We start from the raw sequence: 24,519 nt of genomic DNA on the forward strand, positions 1-24,519 counted from the left end.
ATATCGTATCAAACCACGCCTGGAATATTATCTAGGCGTTTTTTTAATGTCATGGTATTTTCTGGCAGAAAGGTTGCATTATTGTAACTACAGTTGTAAACTAATAAGTGTTAAGAGGCTACAAACGTAAACTTAGAATTCAATTAATGGAGGAAGCCAATTGAAGGATGCAAAGAATGTAACCATCACCGATTCTGAATGGATGGTTATGAGAGCAATTTGGACAATGGGACATGCGACTAGTCGTGAACTAATCGATGCTATGAACGAATTAGAAGGCTGGTCAGCTTCAACAACCAAAACGCTACTTCACAGGTTGATTCAAAAACAGGCGGTTGCGCAGCATGGCGGCAGTCGACCATTCACGTATAAGCCGGTTGTTGGCGAGAAGGAATCAATGGCGGCAGCGGCAGATGATTTGTTTGACCATATGTGTGCGATGCGGGCTGGTTCAACAATTGCCGGCGTTATTCAGTCAAGGGAACTCTCACGGGCGGATATTGCGAACTTACAGGCGATTCTAGCTGAAAAGGCCAAAACAGCGCCCGAGGAAGTTCAGTGTAACTGCTTGCCAGGTGATCAAACGTGTTAAGACTGTGGTGTTCTGTTTACTTTTAGGATTGCTGCACAAAAATCCAGAATCTGGGATTTCTGATGGCGGAAACTTATGAATTTTTGTCGTAATTCTCATTCATATAGTGACATGGTGCTCCGCAAAGCAGAAGCCTAAATATAAGAACCTGGTGGAAAAATCCCGAGCCCGGGGATTTCCACACAAGGAACTTATATTCCGGCTTCTAACCGCTTTGCTACGCACACTTATTTTTAGGGGGTCGATAATCATGGCAAATAAAGAGGACCATATGAACATGAAAAACATGAGTGCTAAGAATATGGAAAATAATGAATCAAATATGAGTCATATGGATCACGATATGACCGAAACGGATCATAATCAAATGAACATGGACCACGATATGGCCGAAATGGATCACAGCCAAATGAACATGAATCATGGTGATATGGATATGGCTGGGACCGACATGATGATGCACGGTGGCTCAATGATGCATATGGGGAATTTGAAAGTTAAATTTTGGGTCTCCGTTGTCTTAGCGATTCCAGTTTTACTGTTAGCACCAATCATGGGTTTAAACGTTTCCATCCTTAGTTTAAGTTCACCGCTAATTGTTGGCATTATCATCGTTTTGTTTGATACAGCACTTTACTTTTATGGCGGAATGCCATTTTTAAAGGGGGCTAAAGCGGAAATTCAGAATAAATCTCCTGAAATGATGACGCTAGTAGCCCTTGGAATTTCCGTTTCGTATTTCTACAGTTTGTACGCATTTATTGCCAACAACTTCTTGAACCCGGCAAATCATGTAATGGATTTTTCGTTCGAACTTGCAACCCTGATTTTAATTATGCTTCTAGGACACTGGATTGAAATGAATGCATTGATGGGGGCTGGGGCTGCCTTACAAAAGATGGCGGCCCTGTTGCCTAAGACGGCCCATCTAGTTACAGATAATGGTGAAACAAAAGAAGTGCCAGTATCTGATTTAAAAGTTGGTCAAGTTTTCCAAGTGCGTTCAGGTGAGAGTATTCCAGCCGATGGTGTTATTACGGCTGGGGAGTCGACCGTGAATGAAGCACTGGTAACCGGTGAATCTGCTGCCGTTACCAAGAACGTTGGCGATAAGGTCATTGGTGGTGCAACCAACAATAACGGGACGCTAACGGTTAAAATTAGTGGTACTGGTGACTCCGGCTATCTTTCTCAAGTAATGAAAATGGTTCAAAATGCCCAGCAAGCTAAATCTAAAGCAGAAGATAAAGCTGATTTAGTTGCCAAGTATCTATTTTACGCGGCATTTGGTGTTGGGATTATTGCTTTCTTTGCCTGGTTACCCCAGGGATTGGCGACTGCAATGACGATCATGGTGACCGTCTTCGTGATTGCTTGCCCGCATGCATTAGGATTAGCGATTCCATTAGTGGTTTCTCGTTCTACTACGATTGGCGCTCAAAATGGGCTATTAGTTCGAAATCGCCAAGCCATTGAAGCAAGTCAACATGTTAGCCACGTTCTCTTGGATAAAACTGGCACGTTAACAGAAGGTAAATTTACGGTGAATGCATTGATTCCAAATGATGGGATTGACGAAACAACGTTATTAAGTCGACTGGCCGCCCTTGAAAATAATTCGACTCATCCGCTGGCCCAAGCAATCATTACTGAAGCCCAAGCGAAGGACATTGAAGTCGTTGCGGCTGAAAAGTCTCAAAATATTCCGGGCGTTGGTATTTCCGGTAATGTTGATGGCACTGACTATACGATTGTTAATGGTAACTATTTAACGAAGCAAGGGATCAGGTTTGACGAGGCCGCTGCTGATAAATGGGCTGCTAAGGGTAATTCCGTCAGCTTCCTATTGCAAGGCACCCAAGTTCAAGGAATGGTTGCTGAAGGCGACACCATCAAAGCGGGTGCTAAGGAATTAATTAGTGGTCTTCAGAGGCGAGGAATTACCCCCGTAATGCTCACTGGCGATAATCCAAAAGCCGCGGAACACGTTGCTAACTTACTAGGATTGACTGAATTCCATGCAGGCCTATTACCAGATGATAAGCAAAAGATTATTGCTGATTATCAAGCAAAGGGCAATCACGTCATCATGGTTGGTGACGGCGTAAATGACGCACCAAGTCTTGCCGCGGCCGATATTGGAATTGCAATTGGCGCCGGAACCGATGTTGCCATTGATTCCGCTGATGTTGTGTTGGTTAAATCAGAACCCAGCGATATTTTACATTTTCTTGATTTGGCTAAAATCACAAATCGGAAAATGGTTCAAAATCTCTGGTGGGGAGCAGGCTACAATATTGTCGCAATTCCACTCGCTGCCGGTGTGTTGTCATTTATTGGAATCATTCTAGACCCAGCCGTTGGTGCTGCGGTCATGGCTATGTCGACAATTATCGTGGCAATTAATGCGATGGGATTGACTGGTGAAAAGATTAAAAACGTGTAATTAAGTGATGACAAAAAGAGGAGAAAGATCAGCTGGTAGTCTGGTCTTTCTCCTCTTTATGATCATCATGTTAATTACTTATCTGGTTGCTCAGTTAATTTCGCCAATTTTTGATGCAGCCTAATGTCATATTGCCTGGTAATTGGCATTAACACCGCGACCACCCCGCAAATGGCAGCACCGATTCCTGCAATCACAAATAGGCGTTCAATGCCAATCACATCAGCTAGGGGACCGGCAAAAATTAAGCCAATTGGTCCAGCTAGATTCAACAAAGAATTCAAAACGCCTAGAATCTGCCCTAACTCTTCTGCTGGATAACTTTGTTGAATCATTGCCATTAAAAGCGTTGTAAAAAATGGGGGTCGCAATTCCTTCAATGATGTTTAAAGCTGCGAACCATAAAAATCCGGTTTGGTTACCTGGCAAAATGCCGCTAATACCGGTTGGAATGCCAACCAGGAAAAACGCGATGATTACGGGCTTCATCCGGTCCTGCCACTTACCAAAGAGGCCAATGATAGTGCCGCCGATTAGCATGCCAGTTGAATAAATGGCTTCAATTAAGCCAGCCTGACTAACGGTTCCCTGAAAGTATTTCATGGTCATGAGTGGATACATGCTGGCAGCAGGCATGTAGGTTAGTGTGAAGACGGCGCCGATCAACGTAATGTACCACAAGCCCTTGTTGTTCGTAAGTTGTTTGATCCCCAAGCGAGTGTTGTGGAGCACATGCATTGGCTGATCAATTTTTTCATTGTTAGGAATTTGAACCCACGTTAAAATACAAATCCCAATGATGGCCCCAAGTACGTCTAACAGAATCAAGTACTCGATGGGGATAAACGCAAATAAAAACGCGCCCAGTGCTGGGGCAATAATCATATTCGCGGATTGCACCATTCCCAGTTGGCCGTTCATACGGGTAATTTCTTTGTCTGGCACCATTGTGGGCATTACCGATTGAATCGTTGGCATCTGGAAGGTTTGCGCACAAGACCGCATCAGTAATGAAATAAAAATGAGCCAAAGTGGAAATACATGAAAGACCGTTCCGGATACGGAAAGAATAATAGCGAAACAGGCAGCAAAAACGTCCGGGAAAATTAGGAGGCCTTTTTTGTTCCACCGATCAACCATAGGACCAACAAACGGACTAAGAATCACCATTGGCAGCATTCCTAAAATAGTAGCAATGCTCAATACCGTTGCTAAACCGGTTTTCTTGGTCAAATACCAAATAGTGGTGGCCTTCTTGATTATCAAATAATTTTTCACCACTTCTATAAGCGGCGTTGGCAATGGCACTGTATCCTTTACCAGCACTAATTATAAAATTGCCCCTAAAAAGCATTGAAAGAATAACCCCTAATATCTATAATGTAGATATTAGGGGTTATTTATTCTCATATTATAAAAATGACTTCTTCTATTCGTCATTTTTTCGATACCTTTTAGAACGATTTTGACCAGGAAATAAACGATCATGCGATCCGACTCGAATGCCAATTAAGACTAGTTCATCTTTATCAATCGTATAAACCACCAGGACATCGTTAGTTTCGCTTGGTGTTTTGTTTTTCGGGGTATCTCGTAAGTGAAATTCATTATAACCGCTCATTCGCCGATTAAGCTCATGATCTTCAAATTCTGGTGGTAATTGTTGTTGCTCAAGCAACAGATCAATGGCTGCTCGAACTTCATCAATAATAGATTTGTCTAAACTGGCTAACCGTTTTAGATCAGCATTAAAGGTTGCACGTGGTTTAAATCTTAGTTTTTTCATTATTTAAACTGACCCCAATAATCATCATCTGATTCAACAATTTCATCGTCAGGTAAAACATGGCGTTTAATTAACTGATCACGTGCAATTGCATATTCTAACGAACCTTCTTTAGCTTTTAATGCTCTTTCTAGCCAGTCCATTTTTTCTTGTGAAACGATGGCTACTGCGCGACTATTTGAACGAGCAATATAAACGGTTTCGTCTTCGTCATTAACTTGATCTAAATATTTTTTTAGGTTAGCGCGAAAATCGCTCTGTGTTAGTGCTAATGTCATATTTACCACCCTTTCATTGTACTTAATATTGTACTTTAATTTGTACTAAAAATCAATTTTTTAAGGAGCTAAAACTATGCAACAAATTGTCTTACCAATCAAAGATTCAAATGTGCTCAAAGAAGTGCAAGATACGTTACTCCATAATTTCAAAGCTGGTTGGCGTAACTATACCGTTTTTCAAGTGGGTAAAGCGACTCTGTTGCGAGTGAGCGACGTTATGAAGCTTCGTTGGACAGATGTCTTTAACGAAAACGGCACCGTGCGTCAGAATGCGTTTATACACGACCAAAAGACCGGTAAAGCTAACCTGCTCTACTTAAAACCCGTGCAAACTGATTTATTAGCCTATCAAGCTTGGTTGCAAGAAAACCATTTGGTTTCTGACTGGTTGTTTCCCTCGATTCAGCACCCAGAACGACATATCACGGAAAAACAGTTCTACAAAATCATGAGCAAGGTTGGCGATCTGTTAGGAATTAATTATCTAGGGACCCATACAATGCGTAAAACCGGGGCTTATCGCGTCTACACACAATCTAATTATAATATTGGTTTGGTCATGCACTTATTAAACCATTCAAGTGAAGCCATGACTTTAGCTTATTTAGGCTTAGACCAGGCTAGTACTGAAACGATGCTGGATAAAATTGATTTTGGTTAGGAGGCTGGCTTTATGGATTTAGATTTTAAATCAAACAAGTATGATCTTTTTGATGATTGGCATCAAAACAAGACTAAACAAGAGTTTACACAAAAGTTGCAGCAACAAGCTCAACTTGAAAAAACACAGCTGCCACAGTTATTGTCGCGTGAAGATTTAAAAATTCGCTGGCAGATGAACTCTCGTCAAAGTGTTCATCAAGTTGCTAGTAAGCCTGATTTTCCGCAACCCGTTTTTGCTTTTAATCATGGTAAGACGCCACTTTACTTAGCAACTGAAATTCAAATTTTCGAAATTAATCACCCCTGGGTAATAACTCCCGGTGCTCGTCTTGCTTATAGTCATTGGATCCTTCGTAATGTGATTGATTAATCTTGAGATTTGGCTCTAGGATTTTTATCGTTGGCGCTAGCCTTCTAATACAAATAATGCCCATCAAAATGGGGATTAAATCTACCCTTGACAAGTGTCAAGGGTGTAAGTGCGCATTGACCTCGTTTCACTCGGTCTGCTGATACCCATAAAATCAATTTTTGTCGTTGTTGAATTGAATGTATTTTTAATTCAATTTATGCTTGCACTTAACTAAGTTTGTTATGCTTTAAATACTTAAAAAATGTTGCAGATACTGCTACTTTCAACCAAAATTTTTAATTGCTTTATGCAGAGAATCTTCATAAACTTGGCAACACAATTTGAATAACTAACTGTAAGAACTGTGTATCTAAACTGAAAGCATTATTTTGATGTTAGGAGTAATTAGGATGGACGAAAAGAAAGTATTAAAACCAATTAATGAAATGCTCGCTGATCCTTGGCAAGTTGATATTCAAGAATTATTTGAAGCTTCCGTCAATGAACCTGACGAGATTAAAAAGAACTTGTATGATTCCTTATACACTTATATTTTGCAAAAAAGGCAAGAAGATATTATTAGTCGTCCAGGTTTCGTCATTTAGCCCTCTAATAGCCTGCTGAGGGCTTTTTATTTTTCCTTTGGTATAAATATATATAAACAGTCTTAAAACCGCTAGAAACGAGAAATAAGGCCCTTAAAAACGAATATAGCAGTTAAAGTCTTGTTAAGATTCAGAAAAACTAACTGTTTGCTGTCAATGGTAGCGGACGAGCGTAGCGTGGGAGCATAAGGAATTGACAGCTCTAAACCAGTCTTAACACTGAATTGGCGAAAGCCAAAGTTTTATAGAAACTTTGCTTTCCTGCCTAACGGCGAGTGAAAAAGCGGTTAAGCTGGCTCAGCTTGGACGGGGTTCGGGGCGTTAGCGCCCGATTAAATGTGGCTTACCACACCTTTTAACCAACGAACAGAGTGAGGTGCAAGGAGCTGTGCGACTGGAGTTTAATGTGAGCCGGTTTTTGGCTCACTCCGTTGTGTTTTTTGTTTCTAGATTTTAATCTCGTACAGCGGTGCCTCTTTTAAACCTCTTTTATAAACCTCTTTTAAACCTCTTTTAGACCCCTATTGCGCCTTACTCCCCCAAGGCGTACAGAAGTTTATCGACTACATTTTGTCTGTTTATCGACTACATTTTGTCTGTTTATCGACTACATTTTGTCTGTTTATCGACTACATTTTGTCTGTTTATCGACTACATTTATTTACTCCTGTATTCAAATAAGGTAGTATTATTCAAGGAGGTTATTTTATGAGCAATGAATTAGTCAAATATGACCCTGAATTAAATACAATCCCCTTGCGAAGGTTTACTCCTGTAGAAATGAACTTGTTCTTTTCTGTAGTTTCTAGAATGCGTGATAAAGGTAATGATACTGTTAGATTTACCTTTGATCAGTTAAAAGAGTTAAGTGCCTATAAGCCAACCGCAAATAATCGGTTTATTGATGACATACAAAGTACATATCAAAAAATACTAGGTCTTAGATTTGGCTCTCGAAGTAAAGATGGTCTTGATAGAGAGATGTTTGTCATGTTCACTCGATTTGAAATTAAGGGATCTGCAGACGTTCCTTATGTTGATATTCAAATTTATCCCAAAGCGTTGAAACTTCTAAATAATCTCGAAAGTTGGGTTCGTTATGCTTTGACAGAGTTCCGAGATTTAAAGAGTAGTTACGCAAAAACAACTTTTCGTATTCTTAAACAATTCCGAACCACTGGTTATGCTTATTTTTCTAAAAATGATTTCTTTGAACTACTAGATATTCCACAAAGCTATTGGAGTAAGCCTGCGAACGTTGAATCTAGGGTTATTCGCCCAATTAAGGAAGAACTAACCCCTTTGTTTAGAGGCCTAACTATACGAAAAAAATATGGTAAAGGTCGTGGGAAACCAGTGATTGGTTATACTTTTACTTGGAAGCCTGAAAGAAAAGACGAAAACGACTTTTCTCAAGGTAAGTTCCAAGATGAGCGTCAAAAACTTTTTAATATCCAGAATAATGGTGAATTAACAGAACAAGAAAAATGGCGTGCCATTGACAAAGTTAAGGGGTTGACTTTAGGCTCCACTGAGAAACAAGCATTGGCTGATAAACAGGCCGAGCACGATAAAAAAATCAGAGATCAAGCAAGACAAGAAGCACTTGCTGAACTCCGAAAGGGGCTTGGAAATAATGCCTAAAACTATTAGAGAACTTGCTGATGAGTTTGGTGTATCAAAACAAGCCATTAGGGAAAAAACTAGATGCAAACTTTAGTTGTTGTTAATTCGGGATATTTGCCGTTAAAGCAACATTCATTGGTGGCAACAACCAGAACCAAATCAATTATAGTTTAGCTTGAAGATTGATACCTAGTTTAAAAAACGACAATAACACCAATCGACAACCAAGTTTAAGCTTTGCTTGTCGATTGGTGTTATTGTCGTTTTTAACTTATAATTTAAGGCGGATTAATTAGGTGGTGAAACTATTGGGCAAGACTATTCGACAACTTTCAGAAGAATTGAAATTATCAAAACAAGCTATTAATCAACGTATTAATAGTATTAATGGCTTTCGAAGCAAACACACTTATAAAGTCAAAAACCATCTAGAAATAGACAACCAAGGCGTTAAAATGCTTGCTAACTTTGGCAAGCAAAAACGGCAAGACCGACAACCAAATCAGCAAGATAAAAACGACAAGAATGACAAGATTGATCACATCTTGCTGAAACAACTTGATGTTAAAGATCAACAAATTGCAAATTTACAACAAGCCTTAGACCAGCAACAAAAATTACAGATAGCAACGGTAACAGAAAACCATCGATTAAAAGAGCACATTCGGAAATTGAGTGGATTGCTTGAACCTTCTAGTGCAACTCAACAGCAACAATCAAACGACAAGCAAGATCAAAGTCATATTGTCGATGAAAAGAAAAAAAGAATACATAAAAATAAAGTCAATAAGAGTTGGTGGCATTTTTGGTAAAAATTAAAGGGTGAATTAAGAATGGAAATAGAACCTAAGATAATGTCTCAAGTCAAAAGTATTTTAGGAGAGTTTGGAAACAAGTATTTAACTAGTAAGGGTTCTCTGAAACGAAATAATGTAATTAATGACTTGGATAAATTTGACCGTGAATTGATGACAAAGCTATTTAAAGATCCTTTAATACATAAAAATTATGTAGAAAAAATTGCTGACACTGAAGTATTTAGACTCAATCAATTTATTGAAATGTTTGAATATAAAGAATTTTGGGAAAACAGTTACACCAAATATACAAATAAAATTGGTTTAACAGCTAATGGAAAATTTATTGATGAATCTGCTGATGTTGTTTTGGATTTTCCCTTTAAAGATACTGTTTTAAAAGCTGGTATGACTAAAGAAGATCTGGATAAAGATGAATCTGCTGATGAACCATTTTTAAACGAAATCATTGCTAAACCTGAATTGGTTGCCATTTCTCTGGAAATATGACACACTTTGATTGATGAGACACGAATTGGGGGATGAATGCGGTTTGGATATTTTATACTGTGGAGATGACCACATGTTTTCGGGGTTGATTATTTCAATCCTCTCACTGACAAAACACGCGCAAGAACCACTCAACATCTACATTTTAACTGGACAATTGTATAATCGTCATCAGCAATTTCAAGCGCTGACTGACGATCACGCAGCCTTTTTGAATCAACTGGTCAAGCGGGAAAATGTCGATAGTGGCGTTACCAAAATTGACATTACCACTCAGTTTGAGGCGGATTTGCCCAAGGCGAACATCAACACGTTATGCACGCCCTATAGTATGTTGCGGCTGTATAGTGATTTGGTGCCGCAATTTTCCGATCGGATTCTGTATTTGGACGCTGACGTTGTGTGTCGCCGGCCGTTTGAAGATTTTTATCATCAATCACTGGCAGGAACTGATTTTGTTGGCGTATTGGATCATTACGGTCGTTGGTTCTTCCATCATCAACAGAGAGCATTTGATTACATTAACTCGGGGATGCTCCTGATGAACCTGGATATGATCCGACAAGACAAATTACTGGCCCGCTGCCGGGAATGCTGCCGAAAATGGCCGATGATTATGCCGGACCAGTCCGCGATGAATAAGCTGGCCAAGCACAAGGCTTTTGCCCCTGAAAAATACAATGAGCAACAGGATGTTCAATCTGACACCGTTTTTCAGCATTTCTCCACCCGCTGGAAATTATGGCCGATCGTCCACACGGTTTCGGTCAAGCCTTGGGAAGTTGATAAAGTTCACCAGCAACTTCATTTGCATGAATATGATGATATTTTAGCCGAGTATCAGGAGATTATGGCTGAATTGGATGCTGAAGGGGAATTGGAAACTGAGTGAGGGTGCGATGCGAGATGTGTTGCTCTTAGAATCTTAATGAACGAGCTGATTATTCCTGTTTTTGGAATGATTGGCTCTTTTTATATTTTGTCTTGATTGGATTGGTGTGCAGGAAGTGGAAGAATTATCGATTGGTTGGTGGGGTTAGGGGATTTTGAGATCCCTCCGGCCTTTAAAATACGCTCCGACGCAACTGAGGCTAACTTCTAAGTGCACTTTAATTAAAGTCCCAAACCCAGGGACTTCAATCAAATTACCCTTAGAAACCGCCTCACCCGTTGCTCGTCGCGCTCTGATTTTTCACATACTCCCTATACAAAGGAGTCGTTTTCACTAACTGTTGGTGGGTTCCCTGGCCCGTTACCCTGCCGTTTTCTATGAAATAAATTTCGTCGGCGTTGGTAATTGTGCTTAGCCTGTGGGCGATCACCAATGTTGTTCGATTGGCCATCAACTGGTCCAGCGCTTTTTGGACCATCATTTCGGACTCAGAATCCAGGCTCGCCGTTGCTTCATCCAACATTAAGATTTTTGGATTACGCAGGAAGGCCCGGGCAATCGCCAATCGTTGGCGTTGGCCCCCCGATACCTTGACTCCACGCTCACCGACTTCCGTGTCCAAGCCCCGAGGCATCTTCTGGACAAATTGCGTTGCGTAAGCCATTTCCAAGACATGCCAAAGCTGTTCATCGGAAAAATGCCCCGGCAAACCATAGGTTAAATTGTAACGAATCGTTCCAGACATGATCGCAGCGTCTTGGCCGACCAGGCCGATTTGCTGGCGCCAATCGGCAAGTTGAATATCAGTAATATTGGTATTGCCAATCGTGATGCTGCCCTCGTTAGGTTCATAAAAACGTTCAATTAAGCTGAAAATGGTTGATTTGCCACCGCCGGATGGTCCGGCAAAGGCAATGACCGAATTGGGTTCTGCCGTAAACGACACGTCGGATAAAATGGGGTGATGCTGATCATAAGAAAAACTGACGTGGTTCATCTGAAGTGTTTGATCGCCAATATCCAAATCCGTTCCAGTCAGACGATCTTCTTCATGAGTTTGCAATAATGCCTGGATTCGAGTGGTTGAGCCACTTGCCTTGGCAACATCAGACATGAATTGGCCGAGAACCGCAAATGGACTAATCATTTGAACCAGGTACATCAGAAATGAAAATAAGGTCCCAATATCAATGGCACCTTCCCGAACCCGGATCGCACCATAGCCCAGAATTCCCAGGACCATGGCCATCATGACCATGCCCATTACAGGTCCGGCAATTGAATCATAGATCGCTTCTTTTAACCCGATGCGATAAAGGCGATACATCCGTTTATCGCCGGCTGTTCGTTCTAAGTTTTCTGCGGTAGACGATTTGACTAGACGGACTTCGCCCAGCATTTCACCGGCTTTACCATTGAGATCTGCCAGTGCGTCCTGTCTCGCTCTGGCAACTTTGTGGGATTGGCGGACAATTGGCAGCAGGCAGATCAAGACGAGCGGAACGGCGATAAACATAATGATAGCCATCCGCCAGTCCATGATGAGCATTAAGACCAATGCGCCAACCAGTTGCAGAATCGAAGTTGCGGTTTTGGGAACCGAATTGGCCAACAGTTCCTTGACCTGTGTGGAATCATTGACCAACCTGGACGTTATTTCGCCAGATTTGGTTTGGTCAAAATAACCCACCGGCAGGGTTAAGATTTTATCCCAAAGTGTTGTTCGCAGCTTATAGACGACGTCTTCACCGAAGAAGCCTAAAATACTGCCGGAAAAGGCTCCAATAATGGTACTGAAAACGAATAGTAAAATGACGGCAACGATTAGGCCGACATCCATTGAATGACCGATTGAGTTGATGATCCCCTTGGCGATGCCGGGAACCATCAATTGCATCGCCGTTGCGACAACTCCTAGAAAAAAGCCAAGCAGCAGTTGCCAGTAACGGGGGTGAATTCGGTTGATTAGGCCCATAAATGTTTTAAAGTTAAACTTGGTATTGTTCTTGGACTGAGCTTGCATCAAAATTATCCCCTAAATCCTTCTAATGATGTGTATACATCCATTGTTATCCCAAATATCCTAGCATAGCAAGCCTTAATTTTACACCAATTTCATCATTTAAAGGGCGATTTTTAGTGAATTGCCATTTTTAAACGTCCCGTATGATGAAATAATGTCATATTTGGGGTAGAATGGTTCTGTTCATGATTTTAACTTCTCGGAAGAAAGGATGACATTGGTAATGACTAAACGGACATCAAAAGTGTTTACGTATCATGATTTTGATGATGACGTGGTCTTTACCAAAAATCAAAATGCCACCATTCCTGAGGGCTACATTTGGCTGCATCAAAATTGGTTTTACCGCGTAACGGCGACGGTCGTCTACTGGGTGGCGGTTGTTGTCAGCTTCGTTTATTGTCGGCTGTATTTGCGGACGTCTTTTCGAAACAAACGGTGTCTGCGCACCCAAGGCAAACGGGGCGCCTTCATTTATGCCAACCATACCCAGCCGACGGGGGATGCACTTTTACCGATGCTGGTCGCAATACCCCGGCGGGCGTATCCGATTGCGGAACCTGCCAACCTTGGTATTCCAATCGTCGGTCGTCTCTTGGCGATGGGTGGTGCGTTGATCCTACCCGCGAAATTATCACAAATGATCCAATTCCAGCGGGCGATGAATGCTCGATTGGACCAGCATCAACGAGTGTTTATCTATCCCGAAGCCCATGTTTGGCCGTATTACACCAAGATTCGTCCGTTTCCAGTTGGCGCATTCCATTATCCAGTCGCTGCCGACCTGCCCAGCTACAGCATGACGATTACATATCAAAAAGGCCGACTGTTGAGCCGACCCAAGGAGGTGGTATACTTCGACGGTCCGTTTATGCCGGACAAGTCACTTCCGCGTAAACAACGCCAACAAAAACTCCACGATCAGATTCATGCCCAAATGGTGACCCGCAGTCACCAAAGCAACGTGTCATTTATGACCTACCAGCATCAATCACATTAATTTAAGGGGGATTCATTATGGAAAATCAAACCGTGCCAATTTTTTACGCTGTCGATGACAATTATGCACCTTATCTGGCAGTTTCACTGGCTTCACTGGTCGCGCATACATCACCGGACAGGCATTACCAGGTGATTGTGTTGTGTGATGATCTCAATACCGACAATCAAGGGCGGCTTAAAGCCTTTGAAACGGACAACCTCAAAATTCAGTTTGTTTCAATTAATGACCGCTTGAAGCAAGAAATTACTGATAAGAATAACAAACTACGCAGTGACTACTTTACCTTTACAATTTATTTCCGGCTGTTTATTGCTGAATTGTTCCCCAAATTGGATAAGGCGCTCTACCTGGATGCGGACACGGTGGTTTTAAAGGACGTGGGTGAATTATTTGATACCCAGCTGGGGGATAACCTGGTTGGCGCAGTGCCGGATCACTTCGTCGGCCAAACTCCGGAAACGATTGACTATGTTGAACAAGCCGTTGGGATTGATTCACAGAAATACGTTTGTTCCGGCGTGTTGTTGATGAACCTGGCTGAAATGCGCCGTTTAAAATTCGCTGAACACTTTTTGCAGCTCTTGAACAAGTACCATTTCAAGTGTTTGGCCCCGGATCAGGACTACATGAATGCCATCGCGAGAAATCGAATTTATTATTTGAACCCGTCATGGCACATCCAAATCACCACGCCACAGGATGTTGACCCCTGGCTGATTCACTATAACTTATTTGCCAAGCCGTGGCGCTATGATGATGCCCCTCGACAAAGCTATTTTTGGACCTATGCCAAACAAACCGATTACGAGACCATGTTAAAACAGCAGCTCGCAGATATGAATCCTAAAGAAGTTGCCCGTGATCAGAAGAATCAGTCCGATTTGATTCCATTAGCCGTTGATATTATTAAGACCCCAACGACATTTTACGCCATGGCCAAGCAAGGAGTAAAAATTGCCCTATAACTTTTACTCCTTGGTTGGCGAGCGTGACAAAGTGATTCAAAACATTGCTGAAAACGTCCGTCAGGGAAAATTTAATCAAAAAGTCGAACTACATGATCCAGTACTGACACTTACCGAGCAGCATGAGGTGTTGGACCACTTCTTGAAGCTTCACCAAACTAAACGTTATCATTGGCGGGCAGCCGAAGTCCGGTCGGTCATGAATATGGCTGCGAGGATGATGAATCCCAATTTAAAAGTTGAGGGGACTGACAATTTAAAGGCATTGGAATGGCCGGCAATCATTACCTGTAACCACTTTTTTAGCCCGATTGACAACCTGCTGGTTCGATCAGCCCTGAATCAACCTGATTTGTCGGTTGTCGTTCAGCTCACCAACCTTAAAATGCCCGGGAAGCTGGGATTTTTTATGACATACGCTGATACGATACCTGTCAGCGACAGCGTCAATTACATGGGCAAGGGGTTTATTGCCCTTTTGCAAAGTAGCTTGGCACGCAAACAGTCAATTCTAATTTATCCGGAACGGGAAATGTGGTTCAACTATCGCAAACCGCGGCCGCTTGAACGGGGAGCGTACTACTACGCCGTTAGATTGAATGTGCCAATCGTGTCCTGCTTTGTTTCGATGGTTGACGCCCCGACCAAATCGGATCCGCATGGCATCAATTATACGGTCCATGTGTTACCGCCAATTTATCCGGATGCGGTCGAAAAGTCGGCCACATCACAGCGGGAAGCTACCGAAAAGATGCGCCAAATTGATTACCAACAAAAAGTTGCTGCCTATGAAAAGGCCTATGATCGTCAATTCACTAAGGATTTTAGTCCAGACGACATTGCTGGTCATTATCAATAACTAAATGGACAACAAAAAGGCATGACCGTGAACAAAATGATCTTTCATTCACAGTCATACCTTTTTTAGGGTCGAATAACGAATTAGTTAGGTAGATTGCAAATTTAATCCGAATTTTTGGACAAATTTGTCAGCATAACCTGATACGGTGTTTGCCAGTCGAGTATTTTAAGCGGTCGCTGGTTAATTTGGAGTAACGTCGTCGTTAAATCTTGAGCACTAATGTGCTCAAAACGAGTCCCTTTAGGATAAAAATAACGTAAATTCCGATTAAAGCGTTCATTACTACCACGTTCAGCTGGAGTATAAGCATGGCAGTAATAGGTCTTAATACCATATTGTGATTCAAGTGATACTAGCCCACTAAACTCAGTGCCACGGTCCACAGTAAAGCTGTGCACCGGATCATTAAAAGTGGTTAGGAACTTAGTTAGTGCTTCATTAACAGTCGCTGTCGTCCGATCTTTTAACCGGTATGCCCAAAGGAACCGTGATTTTCGATCGATTAAAGTTAATAAAACTGCCTTACTATGCCCACGAGGACCAACGACTGTATCTAGTTCAAAATCGCCGATGCGATTACGTTGATTAATCATCATGGGACGCTGTTCAATAAATAACCCCTCAAAAACATTGAAAGAATAGCCCCTAATATCTATAATGTAGATATTGGGGGCTATTTTAATTTATTTTTTTATAAGTGCCCCTAAACTATAGCTATTGATTCAAGATTTCATGGGAGCCAGTTGCAACCAATAACAAAATCAATTCATCATGATCTAGCTGATAAATAACAATCCAGTTGTCATAATTTTTACCATAGTTGCCATATCTGGCAGGGTGAAATTCACGATAGCCACGCCAATTTCCTTTTAATGCATGATCTTTAATCTGTTTCAAAACAAGTACATCTTGTTCAACAATTGCTTCTAAACAAGGCTTCAAGACAGTTATTGGGAAATGTTTTTTGACTAGTTTTTTTAATTCACGTTCAAAAGATTTGGTCTGTTTAATTTGCATCTAACTTATCGATCCAATCTTCAAAGTCAGTCAATGAACCCATGTTTTTGACCTGCCCTGTTTCTGCTTCTTTTTTAGCGGCTAAGGCTTCCGGAGAATCTAAAAAGCTGACTAATCGAACTTCATTATTGGCCGCTTTAACTAACGATAAGCGTATATACTCAGAAACGGTTAGCCCTTGTTTTGCTAGATTAGCTTTAGCCCGTTCACTAATGTCAGGTGTTACACGAGTTGAAATTGTCTTGTTTTTAATAATAGTATTACTCATTCTAATCCGCCTCCTTTAAGTTTACCATCGTACTACATTATAATATTCGATTTTTAGGTTTTCTGCAACTAAATTAATTTTAAAGTAAAGGAACTAACAGCTTATGCAACAAATTGTCCTACCCATCAAAGATTCAAACGTTCTTAAAGAGGTTCAAGATACGTTACTCAATAACTTTAAAGCTGGCCGACGTAACTATACGATTTTTCAAGTTGGTAAAGCGACGCTACTGCGAGTGAGTGACGTTATGGGCTTAAAACAGGCCGATATTTTTAATCCGGACGGTTATATTAAACAAGATGCGTTCATTCACGACCGAAAAACAGGCAAGCCTAATACCTTGTACCTTAAACCAGTTCAAACAGAGCTTTTATTGTATCGTCAATGGCTGCTTGATCATAAACTAGAATCTGAATGGCTCTTTCCGTCCATTCAACACCCAGAACGGCATATTACGGAAAAACAGTTCTATAAAATCATGAGCAAAGTCGGCGATCTTTTAAGCATTAATTACCTTGGTACCCACACTATGCGCAAAACTGGGGCTTATCGCGTTTATACGCAATCCAATTACAATATTGGCTTAGTCATGCACTTATTAAATCATTCAAGTGAAGCCATGACTTTAGCTTATTTAGGCTTAGACCAAGCCAGTACCGAAACTATGTTAGATCAAATTGATTTTGGTTAGTTTTATTTGGATTTTTAGTTGTTGCCGAAGGCAACTTCTGAGACAGATTTTAAGCACAAAACCTCCACTAATTTTTAGTGGAGTATAAGTGCGCATTAAACTCATTTCATTCCGTTTAACGACGCTAAAAAATAGCTAACTTGATCATTAAACTAAAAGGTTTTTTTTAGTTCAATGTGCATTTACACGTCAACTAACTTTGACGTGTTTCGATATCCCAAAAATTGTATTAGATTTCGCTGCGCTCAAACAAATCTTTTTAATTGCTTTACACCGTTTTTCTTTCTAAACTTAATCACAATCTTTGAATAACTAACTATAAAAAGATGCCTTTAATTTAAACCTGAAATAATTAGCTAATGTTAGGAGTAACTCAGATGGACGAAAAGAAAGTATTAAAGCCCATTGATGAAATGCTTGCTGATCCATGGCAAGTTGATATTCAAGAATTGTTTGAAGCTTCTGTCAATGAACCTGACGAGATTAAAAAGAATTTGTATGATTCCTTATACACTTATATTTTGCAAAAAAGGCAAGAAGATATTATTAGTCGTCCAGGTTTCGTCATTTAGCCCTCTAAGAGCCTGTTGAGGGCTTTTTATTTTTCCTTTGGTATAAATATATAAACAGTCTTAAAACCGCTAGAAACGAGAAATAAGGCCCTTAAAAACGAACATAGCCGCTAAATTCTTGTTAAGATTCAGAAAAACTAACTGTTTGCTGTCAATGGTAGCGGACGAGCGCAGCGTGGGAGCATAAGGAATTGACAGCTCTAAACCAGTCTTAACACTGAATTGGCGAAAGCCAAAGTTTCTATAAAACTTTGCTTTCCTGCCTAACGGCGAGTGAAAAAGCAGTCAAGCTGGCTCAGCTTGGACGGGGTTCGGGGCGTCAGCGCCCGAATTAATGTGGCTTGCCACACCTTTTAAGCAACGAACAGCGTGAGGCGCAAGGAGCTGTGCGACTGGAGTTTAATGCGAGCCGTTTTTTGGCTCACTCCTTTGTGTTTTTTTTGTTTTAGGTTTGTATCTCGTACAGTGGTGCCTCTTATATACCTCTTTTATAAACCTCTTTTAAACCTCTTTTAGACCCCTCTTGCGCCTTACTCTCCCAAGGCTCACAGAAGGTTATCAAGTACCTTTTGTCTGTTTATCAAGTACCTTTTGTCTGTTTATCAAGTACCTTTTGTCTGTTTATCAAGTACCTTTTGTCTGTTTATCAAGTACCTTTATAAGTTCTGTACTTGATAAAAAGGTACTTTTATTTTAATATGTGTTTGAGGTGATAATCATGTCTAATGAGTTAGTTAAGTATGATCCTGAGTTGAATACTATTCCCTTGAGAAAATTTACCCCAATTGAGATGAATTTATTTTTTTCAATTGTTTCCCGCATGCGGGATCAAGGGAATAAAACTGTTCGTTTCTCTTTTGACCAGTTAAAAGAGCTTAGTAACTATAAACCAACCGCAAATAAACGTTTTATTGATGATATTGAAAATACATACCAAAAGATCCTCAGCCTTAGGTTTGGCCGTAGAAGTAAGAGTGGCTTAAATCGTGAATTTTTTGTTATGTTTACTGAATTTGAAATTAAAGGTGAAGCTGAAGAACCTTATGTTGATATTCAGATTTATCCCAAGGCATTGAAACTTCTAAATAATCTTGAAAGTTGGGTTCGTTATGCCCTAACAGAATTTAGAAATTTAAAAAGCAGTTACGCTAAAACAATGTTTCGTCTAATTAAGCAATTTCGAACTACTGGCTATTCTTATTTCTCTAAAGAAGATTTTTTTGAATTGCTTGATATACCTAAAAGTTATTGGAATAGTCCTTCAAATGTTGACAAAAAGGTTATTAAGCCAATTAGAGAAGAATTAACCCCGCTTTTTAGAGGGCTAACGATTAGAAAAAAATATGGTAAAGGCAGAGGAAAACCAGTTATCGGTTATTCTTTTACTTGGAAACCTGAAAGAAAGGACGCAAATGATTTTTCTCAAGGCAAATTTCAAGATGAGCGTCAAAAACTCTTTAACATTCAGCACAATGATGAATTATCAGATAAAGAAAAGTGGCGTGCAATTGACAAAGTTAAATGCTTGCCTTTAGGAACAACTGAAAAACAGGTACTGGCTGAAAAACAAGCTGAACATGATCAAAAAATCAGAGATCAAGCAAGACAAGAAGCACTTGCTGAACTCCGAAAGGGGTTTGGAAATCATGCCTAAAACTATTAGAGAACTTGCTGACGAATTTGGTGTATCAAAACAAGCCATTAGGAAAAAACTAGATGCAAACTTTAGAGTAAAATATGTGCAAACCGTTCCTAGGAACGGAGTACAAACCTTAGTTGTCAGTAACTCGGGGTATTTGCTGTTAAAACAACATTTTGATGGTGGTAACATCCAAAAACTTGGAGAGAAGAAATTTACTAGTAGCACTGGTAACATGAGTATAAATACAATAGAATTACTCAACCAGCAATTAGCAATTAAAGATAACCAAATTAAAGAAAAAGATGAACAATTAAAATCAATGCAAAAATTATTGGATCAATCACAACAATTGCAATTAATTGCTGAAAGAAAGATTGAAGAATCAAAAGCAATTATTACTAAGCAAAGTCCATTTAATAATACTGAGTGCAATAATAACCGAGTTGATCCAAAACTAAAAAAAACTTGGTGGCGTTTTTGGTAAAAAACTTGAAAGGTTGGAAATATTATGAACAGTGTTCTCATGGTGTTAGCTTCAAAATTATCAGCTCTTATTACAACAACGTCTGAAGAATATGTATCAGCTAAGATGTCAGAGGCTAAAGCTACGAAAGATTTTAATAAAGCACTCCCCATTTATAGTGAGCTTATCAATAAATTACTAAATGATAAACAAGAAGCAATAACAGTTGCTAGCCAATATAGAGCAGAACTTGATAAAACTTTTTTGCCAGATACAGACATTAAATATTTAGAAACCACTTTTTCTAAACTGATCAAACTATTTGAAAAATTTGATAATAAGGAATCACCAACTTTCACTGCAGAACTAGTAGAGCAAATTAATGGTCTTATAAACACTGAGACACTAAAATCTATGCAATTATTAGGTTTTGACTTTAAATCTGCAATTGGTAAACCCGTAACTTTAGGAGTTGAAAAACTAATAAAAAATAAATTTGAGTTAATGATTTCAGATTCAAAGTCTTCAAATGAGTCATCTGATAAACATATTCCAGACATGTATGTTTATCATGCCAATATATATAAAGAAATCGATCAAGGAGGAATTATTGAATATACATTGAAGATTCCTGCGTATAATAATTTTCAAGTAAAAAGTCCCAATCCAGGAGAATTAGAGTCAAGAGCCATAAACTCTTTAGCATTTTTCCTATTTCAAAATGGTTGGACTATTTTCCCATCAGATTTTGCAAATAATTCTGTTATTGATAAAGAAGCATTTACTCATACATTAATTACTATAGACATGAACTATGCTAGACGTAATTATGGCGTACCTGAAACTAAATGAGGAGCTATAATCATCAGCTTTCTCATTCTATATGCCATTAAAAAAGACCGTCAAATTAAAAATGTGAAGTGAACCCCCATAGTTGGATGAAAAATTCTAACTATGGGGGTTGTTTTCTTTATAAAATGATATAATACTCCCTATATAGGAGAAAACGTATGTCTAGACAAAAACGATCGATCAAGGAAAATAATGATAAATTAAAAGTTCAATTAGAACTCCTCCGTAGTTATACGGAACACTTTGACTCAGGTATGATTCATATGGCTTTGCCAATGGCTACACAGGTTCGTGTATTAATACATCAAACAGATATGCTCTTATACTAAAAAAATGGACTATTTTTATTCAGTCCGTAAAATGAAAGTATAGGAGTATTTTTATGCCAATTCGTTATTCACAAGATTTCAAAGATTCATTGGTTAAACTTCACCAAGAAGGCCGTTCACTTAAATCATTAGCAGAAGAATTTGGTCCGTCGAAAGATTCTATTGCTATTTGGGTTAAACAAGCTACCCCAATCATGATCAAGGGTCAGTCAAAGACGTTAAAAGACGTCAAGCAACTAGAGAAGCGCCTCGCTATTTTGGAGGAAGAAAACGAAATTTTATCACGCATAGCCTAACAGTCAGGTTATAATGATTATAAATTAGTAATCGGGGGTGGGCATATGAATTCATTGATTAGTTTAGAAAAAGTTAATTATCAAATCGCTGATCAACATATTTTACATGATGTTGATTGGCAGATTCCAGCTGGGGCTCATATTACATTGACGGGACCATCCGGTGGTGGGAAAAGTACATTATTACGGATCATTGCGGCCATGATTTCTAAAACAAGTGGGACCTTGATTTTTGATGGGCAGCCGATTGAAAGTTATGACCCAATCATGTATCGGCGGCAAGTCTCATATTGTTTCCAACAACCGACGTTATTTGGTGAGACGGTGGCAGATAACTTAGCTTTCCCGTACCAAATTCGTAAGCAAGTCATGGATACGCAACGAGTGGTAACGGCGTTAAATAATGTTGGGCTGTCCGAACGAACCCTGCATCAGCCGATTATCGAGCTTTCCGGTGGTGAACGGCAGCGGGTCGCGCTGATTCGCAACATCTTATTCTTACCAAAAGTGTTGTTATTAGATGAGGTGACAGCTGGTTTGGATGAAAATAATAAGCAAATCGTGCACGCCTGGTTACGACAGTTAAATGAGCAGAATCACGTGACAACGATCATGATTACTCATGACGCGACAGAGATTGCTGCGGCAGATCAATTAGCGAAAGTGGTTGCTGGCAGATTGGAGGTACACGCATGAATTTAGCAGTTAATAATACGTCGCTATTTTTGGCGGCAATGTTAGTGCTCGTCGCGTTAGGAATTAGTTTGTGGCAGAAACTTGGCTTGGATAGGGACATCGTCATTGGTGTCGTGCGGGCTGTTGTACAACTATTTATCGTGGGTTACTTGCTAAAGTATATTTTCCGAGTCAACAATTTGTGGCTAACGCTGGTGATGATAGGCTTCATTATCTTCAATGCGGCTTGGAATGCGAAAAAACGGGGGCCGGGGATTGACCATGCATTAGCCATTTCGTTATTAGCCATTTTTGTTAGTACGGGGATAACACTCGGCGTACTCGTGCTATCTGGTGCGATTAAGTTTGTGCCATCGCAAATGATTCCCATTTCTGGTATGATTGCGTCGAATTCAATGGTCGCAATTGGGCTGGCTTATCGCAGCCTCAATAGTCAGTTTCATGACCAGCGGCAAGGTGTGCTTGAACGGTTGGCGTTAGGGGCTGGTCTACTTGATGCTTCGATTGCCATCGTGCGTGAGGCGATTCGTACGGGGATGTCACCAACCATTGATTCGGCAAAGACCGTGGGTCTAGTCAGTCTGCCAGGGATGATGTCCGGTTTGATCTTTGCAGGGGTCGATCCGGTACGGGCCATTAGGTATCAAATTATGGTCACGTTCATGCTCTTATCAGCGACTAGTTTGGGGTCAATCATTGCGTGCTATTTAGCTTACCGTAATTTCTATAATGAACAAAAACAGTTGAAGTAATGACTCCTGATTGCAGTCCCGCGGGGAGTCCTTTATGATGGAAGCTGAAATAAACTTAATGCGGGGGTATTGATTCAAATTAACTGGTATTTGAATTCCCGACCACTCAAATGTTTAAATTGGCGAACACCGATTGAGATCTTTTTGCGTGATCTGCGTTACTAAATTTGTTCAAGTTATTTCTTGCAATCTGCCTTTTGCAAATATTTGGTGAAATTATTTTTTAAGGTTCAGTTAGTGTCCACTTAAGGTTGGGTTATCCATAGCAGTTAAACTGACAACAGTTAGAAGCAAATAATATAAAAGTTAAAAAGAAGGTTCAATTATGAAAAAATTCTTGCAGTTCTGGTCACAGGTTTAATCGCGGTCGCGATGGTTTTAGATGCTTACTGGTTGTTACAAATGAATAAGGATCATCGACTGATGCTAGTGCGACCACCACGAGTCAAGCAACGACGACTGACAGCACAAGTGACACCACCAGTGTTAGTTCGAGGTCATCGACGATTTCGACGAGTAGTTCGAGCGGCAAGTATAAGGATGGCACTTATAAGGGCTCATCTGTGAGCACCCAGTGGGTAACGTCCAGGTTAAAGTGACCATTTCTGCGGGAAAATCACCGACGTGACGATGGTTCATAGTACAAGTGAAGATGGTGAAGGCCGCAGTCAGGCAATTGACAACCAGGCTGAACCCGTTTACATCTCTAAAACAAAGAAAGCCCAATCCGCTGATATCCAAGCTATCTCTGGGGCAACCGTGACATATGAAGGTTACACCCAATCACTACAATCTGCACTAGATAAAGCAGTATAACAAGGTAGAGGTATAGGCATATGGAAATGCATTCTAAGCGTATCAAAGGGCATACCATGTTGAGTTTTGTGTATCACACAATGAGCACGGTTTTTACTAGCCAAATTGTTTTGGATGAGACAGCCGAGAAGCCGGCGTTGCTCACTAAAATAGAACACTTTCAAAATCTGTTAGAAGTATATTTAGAGCAAATCAATACCCGTTTTCACCGTATTTAGCTGATTCTGAGGTCAGTCGCTATAATCGTGGTGAGATCACGGCCCTGACGATGTCGCCAGATCTTTATTCGTCTTTGCCTCAAGTTTAGCAGCTAAGTAGCAACGCATGATGCTTTTTGATGCCAACTACAATGGTGAATTTGAACCCTCTGGTTTTGTGAAGGCTGGTCGATTGAAGTTGGCTTTTCAAAATTCCTTGTGCCCCTATTCCAATTTCCCAGTGTACAAGCGGTGAACTTGATCGGTGGGGGTGATATGCAGATGGAGACCCGGGAGCAATCGGACTGGGTATTTGACATCGGCATTGTTGATCCGACCGATCGTTATAGCATTATTAAGACGGTCCAGCTAAAAACCGGGGCGATTGCCACATCGGGCATTTCTGAACGGGGGCACCATATTAAGGGAGCTGTCGACGATATCCTACAAACAACGGTGATTGGCCAAGCGCTCCAGGAAGTTGATGTGTGGGCGACGGCCTTAATGGTGAATCCTGACCTAGCA

Annotated in this window: 27 protein-coding genes and 4 pseudogenes; 24 read left to right on the plus strand and 7 right to left on the minus strand. The window is 40.4% G+C overall.

Annotated elements, in window-relative coordinates; translation table 11 throughout:
• Positions 1 to 160: 160 nt before the first annotated feature.
• Together PI20285_RS11180 and PI20285_RS11185 are read left to right on the plus strand one after the other, a co-directional pair.
• Positions 161 to 592, plus strand: a complete 432-nt coding sequence (locus tag PI20285_RS11180) for a CopY/TcrY family copper transport repressor (protein ID WP_002816262.1) — start codon at positions 161 to 163, stop codon at positions 590 to 592.
• 250 nt (positions 593 to 842) lie between these two features.
• Positions 843 to 3,038: a heavy metal translocating P-type ATPase gene (locus PI20285_RS11185; protein WP_057775367.1), complete on the plus strand. Its 2,196-nt coding sequence runs from the start codon at positions 843 to 845 to the stop codon at positions 3,036 to 3,038.
• Positions 3,039 to 3,112: 74 nt separating this feature from the next.
• On the opposite strand, the pseudogene PI20285_RS11190 reads toward PI20285_RS11185, so the two are convergent.
• From PI20285_RS11190 to PI20285_RS11200, 3 genes and pseudogenes are all read right to left on the minus strand, one after another.
• Positions 3,113 to 4,325 (minus strand): annotated as a pseudogene (locus PI20285_RS11190) (MFS transporter).
• Between the two features lie 142 nt (positions 4,326 to 4,467).
• Positions 4,468 to 4,824 carry a type II toxin-antitoxin system YafQ family toxin gene (locus PI20285_RS11195; RefSeq protein ID WP_002834562.1) on the minus strand — a complete coding sequence of 119 codons (357 nt, stop codon included), beginning with the start codon at positions 4,822 to 4,824 and terminating at the stop codon, positions 4,468 to 4,470.
• Complete coding sequence (locus PI20285_RS11200) at positions 4,824 to 5,102, minus strand: type II toxin-antitoxin system Phd/YefM family antitoxin (RefSeq protein WP_003586674.1); 279 nt, start codon at positions 5,100 to 5,102, stop codon at positions 4,824 to 4,826. Before PI20285_RS11200 ends, PI20285_RS11195 begins: the two co-directional genes overlap by 1 nt.
• Before the next feature lie 76 nt (positions 5,103 to 5,178).
• On the opposite strand from PI20285_RS11200, the gene PI20285_RS11205 reads away from it, so the two are divergent.
• From PI20285_RS11205 to PI20285_RS11240, 7 genes are all read left to right on the plus strand, one after another.
• On the plus strand, positions 5,179 to 5,766 hold the full coding sequence (locus tag PI20285_RS11205) for a site-specific integrase (protein WP_105782285.1): 588 nt from the start codon (positions 5,179 to 5,181) through the stop codon (positions 5,764 to 5,766).
• 12 nt (positions 5,767 to 5,778) lie between these two features.
• Positions 5,779 to 6,138, plus strand: coding sequence for a hypothetical protein (locus PI20285_RS11210; RefSeq protein ID WP_015474693.1), 360 nt, complete (start codon positions 5,779 to 5,781; stop codon positions 6,136 to 6,138).
• Positions 6,139 to 6,512: 374 nt separating this feature from the next.
• Positions 6,513 to 6,725 carry a hypothetical protein gene (locus PI20285_RS11215; RefSeq protein WP_170045922.1) on the plus strand — a complete coding sequence of 71 codons (213 nt, stop codon included), beginning with the start codon at positions 6,513 to 6,515 and terminating at the stop codon, positions 6,723 to 6,725.
• Between the two features lie 708 nt (positions 6,726 to 7,433).
• Complete coding sequence (locus tag PI20285_RS11220; RefSeq protein ID WP_057775603.1) at positions 7,434 to 8,369, plus strand: replication initiation protein; 936 nt, start codon at positions 7,434 to 7,436, stop codon at positions 8,367 to 8,369.
• A gap of 290 nt (positions 8,370 to 8,659) precedes the next feature.
• Positions 8,660 to 9,163, plus strand: coding sequence for a DUF536 domain-containing protein (locus PI20285_RS11230; protein ID WP_046870764.1), 504 nt, complete (start codon positions 8,660 to 8,662; stop codon positions 9,161 to 9,163).
• A 21-nt stretch (positions 9,164 to 9,184) separates the two neighbouring features.
• Positions 9,185 to 9,658 (plus strand): site-specific DNA-methyltransferase, encoded by a 474-nt coding sequence (locus PI20285_RS11235; RefSeq protein WP_052694457.1) that lies wholly within the window; start codon positions 9,185 to 9,187, stop codon positions 9,656 to 9,658.
• A 13-nt stretch (positions 9,659 to 9,671) separates the two neighbouring features.
• Positions 9,672 to 10,550, plus strand: coding sequence for a glycosyltransferase (locus PI20285_RS11240; protein ID WP_105782286.1), 879 nt, complete (start codon positions 9,672 to 9,674; stop codon positions 10,548 to 10,550).
• Between the two features lie 271 nt (positions 10,551 to 10,821).
• Here PI20285_RS11240 and PI20285_RS11245 read toward each other — a convergent pair whose 3' ends face one another.
• Entirely contained in the window at positions 10,822 to 12,573 is a 1,752-nt protein-coding gene (locus tag PI20285_RS11245; RefSeq protein WP_014386903.1) for an ABC transporter ATP-binding protein, read from the minus strand.
• Between the two features lie 223 nt (positions 12,574 to 12,796).
• On the opposite strand from PI20285_RS11245, the gene PI20285_RS11250 reads away from it, so the two are divergent.
• From PI20285_RS11250 to PI20285_RS11260, 3 genes are read left to right on the plus strand one after another with little or no spacing between them, the layout of a single operon-like run.
• On the plus strand, positions 12,797 to 13,573 hold the full coding sequence (locus PI20285_RS11250) for a lysophospholipid acyltransferase family protein (protein ID WP_105782281.1): 777 nt from the start codon (positions 12,797 to 12,799) through the stop codon (positions 13,571 to 13,573).
• A gap of 17 nt (positions 13,574 to 13,590) precedes the next feature.
• Positions 13,591 to 14,541 (plus strand): glycosyltransferase family 8 protein, encoded by a 951-nt coding sequence (locus PI20285_RS11255; RefSeq protein ID WP_057775586.1) that lies wholly within the window; start codon positions 13,591 to 13,593, stop codon positions 14,539 to 14,541.
• Positions 14,531 to 15,400: a lysophospholipid acyltransferase family protein gene (locus PI20285_RS11260; RefSeq protein WP_236698852.1), complete on the plus strand. Its 870-nt coding sequence runs from the start codon at positions 14,531 to 14,533 to the stop codon at positions 15,398 to 15,400. The genes PI20285_RS11255 and PI20285_RS11260 overlap by 11 nt, the downstream gene beginning before the upstream one ends.
• A 104-nt stretch (positions 15,401 to 15,504) precedes the next feature.
• Here PI20285_RS11260 and PI20285_RS11265 read toward each other — a convergent pair.
• The 3 genes and pseudogenes from PI20285_RS11265 to PI20285_RS11275 all read right to left on the minus strand — a co-directional run.
• Positions 15,505 to 16,023 (minus strand): annotated as a pseudogene (locus tag PI20285_RS11265) (IS30-like element ISLpl1 family transposase); the annotation flags it as partial.
• Positions 16,024 to 16,117: 94 nt separating this feature from the next.
• Positions 16,118 to 16,420, minus strand: coding sequence for a type II toxin-antitoxin system YafQ family toxin (locus PI20285_RS11270; RefSeq protein ID WP_005917927.1), 303 nt, complete (start codon positions 16,418 to 16,420; stop codon positions 16,118 to 16,120).
• Entirely contained in the window at positions 16,410 to 16,688 is a 279-nt protein-coding gene (locus PI20285_RS11275; RefSeq protein WP_057775598.1) for a plasmid mobilization protein, read from the minus strand. The genes PI20285_RS11270 and PI20285_RS11275 overlap by 11 nt, the downstream gene beginning before the upstream one ends.
• Before the next feature lie 103 nt (positions 16,689 to 16,791).
• On the opposite strand from PI20285_RS11275, the gene PI20285_RS11280 reads away from it, so the two are divergent.
• From PI20285_RS11280 to PI20285_RS11755, 12 genes and pseudogenes are all read left to right on the plus strand, one after another.
• Positions 16,792 to 17,379 (plus strand): site-specific integrase, encoded by a 588-nt coding sequence (locus PI20285_RS11280; protein ID WP_057775600.1) that lies wholly within the window; start codon positions 16,792 to 16,794, stop codon positions 17,377 to 17,379.
• Between the two features lie 359 nt (positions 17,380 to 17,738).
• Positions 17,739 to 17,951, plus strand: coding sequence for a hypothetical protein (locus PI20285_RS11285; RefSeq protein ID WP_025016517.1), 213 nt, complete (start codon positions 17,739 to 17,741; stop codon positions 17,949 to 17,951).
• Between the two features lie 718 nt (positions 17,952 to 18,669).
• Complete coding sequence (locus PI20285_RS11290) at positions 18,670 to 19,605, plus strand: replication initiation protein (protein WP_054712681.1); 936 nt, start codon at positions 18,670 to 18,672, stop codon at positions 19,603 to 19,605.
• Positions 19,595 to 20,077, plus strand: a complete 483-nt coding sequence (locus PI20285_RS11295) for a DUF536 domain-containing protein (protein ID WP_420892116.1) — start codon at positions 19,595 to 19,597, stop codon at positions 20,075 to 20,077. The genes PI20285_RS11290 and PI20285_RS11295 overlap by 11 nt, the downstream gene beginning before the upstream one ends.
• Positions 20,078 to 20,116: 39 nt before the next feature.
• A complete protein-coding gene (locus PI20285_RS11300; RefSeq protein ID WP_158694997.1) occupies positions 20,117 to 20,908 on the plus strand; it encodes a hypothetical protein in 792 nt (263 codons plus the stop codon).
• Between the two features lie 158 nt (positions 20,909 to 21,066).
• The gene (locus PI20285_RS11730) at positions 21,067 to 21,237 is read left to right on the plus strand and encodes a hypothetical protein (RefSeq protein WP_169790705.1); all 171 of its coding nucleotides are present in this window, start codon (positions 21,067 to 21,069) and stop codon (positions 21,235 to 21,237) included.
• A 53-nt stretch (positions 21,238 to 21,290) separates the two neighbouring features.
• Positions 21,291 to 21,533, plus strand: a complete 243-nt coding sequence (locus tag PI20285_RS11305; RefSeq protein WP_003572054.1) for a transposase — start codon at positions 21,291 to 21,293, stop codon at positions 21,531 to 21,533.
• A 45-nt stretch (positions 21,534 to 21,578) separates the two neighbouring features.
• Positions 21,579 to 22,229: an ABC transporter ATP-binding protein gene (locus PI20285_RS11310; protein WP_042253113.1), complete on the plus strand. Its 651-nt coding sequence runs from the start codon at positions 21,579 to 21,581 to the stop codon at positions 22,227 to 22,229.
• Entirely contained in the window at positions 22,226 to 22,981 is a 756-nt protein-coding gene (locus PI20285_RS11315; RefSeq protein WP_060391888.1) for an ABC transporter permease, read from the plus strand. The genes PI20285_RS11310 and PI20285_RS11315 overlap by 4 nt, the downstream gene beginning before the upstream one ends.
• 69 nt (positions 22,982 to 23,050) lie before the next feature.
• Positions 23,051 to 23,146: pseudogene (locus tag PI20285_RS12105) on the plus strand (IS30 family transposase); the annotation flags it as partial.
• Positions 23,147 to 23,596: 450 nt separating this feature from the next.
• Complete coding sequence (locus tag PI20285_RS11320) at positions 23,597 to 23,797, plus strand: FMN-binding protein (protein WP_280523943.1); 201 nt, start codon at positions 23,597 to 23,599, stop codon at positions 23,795 to 23,797.
• A gap of 473 nt (positions 23,798 to 24,270) precedes the next feature.
• Positions 24,271 to 24,495 (plus strand): annotated as a pseudogene (locus PI20285_RS11755) (FAD:protein FMN transferase); the annotation flags it as partial.
• Between the last annotated feature and the right edge of the window lie 24 nt (positions 24,496 to 24,519).

The organism is Pediococcus inopinatus (assembly GCF_002982135.1).
In the GTDB taxonomy this organism is placed as follows: Bacteria; Bacillota; Bacilli; order Lactobacillales; family Lactobacillaceae; genus Pediococcus; species Pediococcus inopinatus.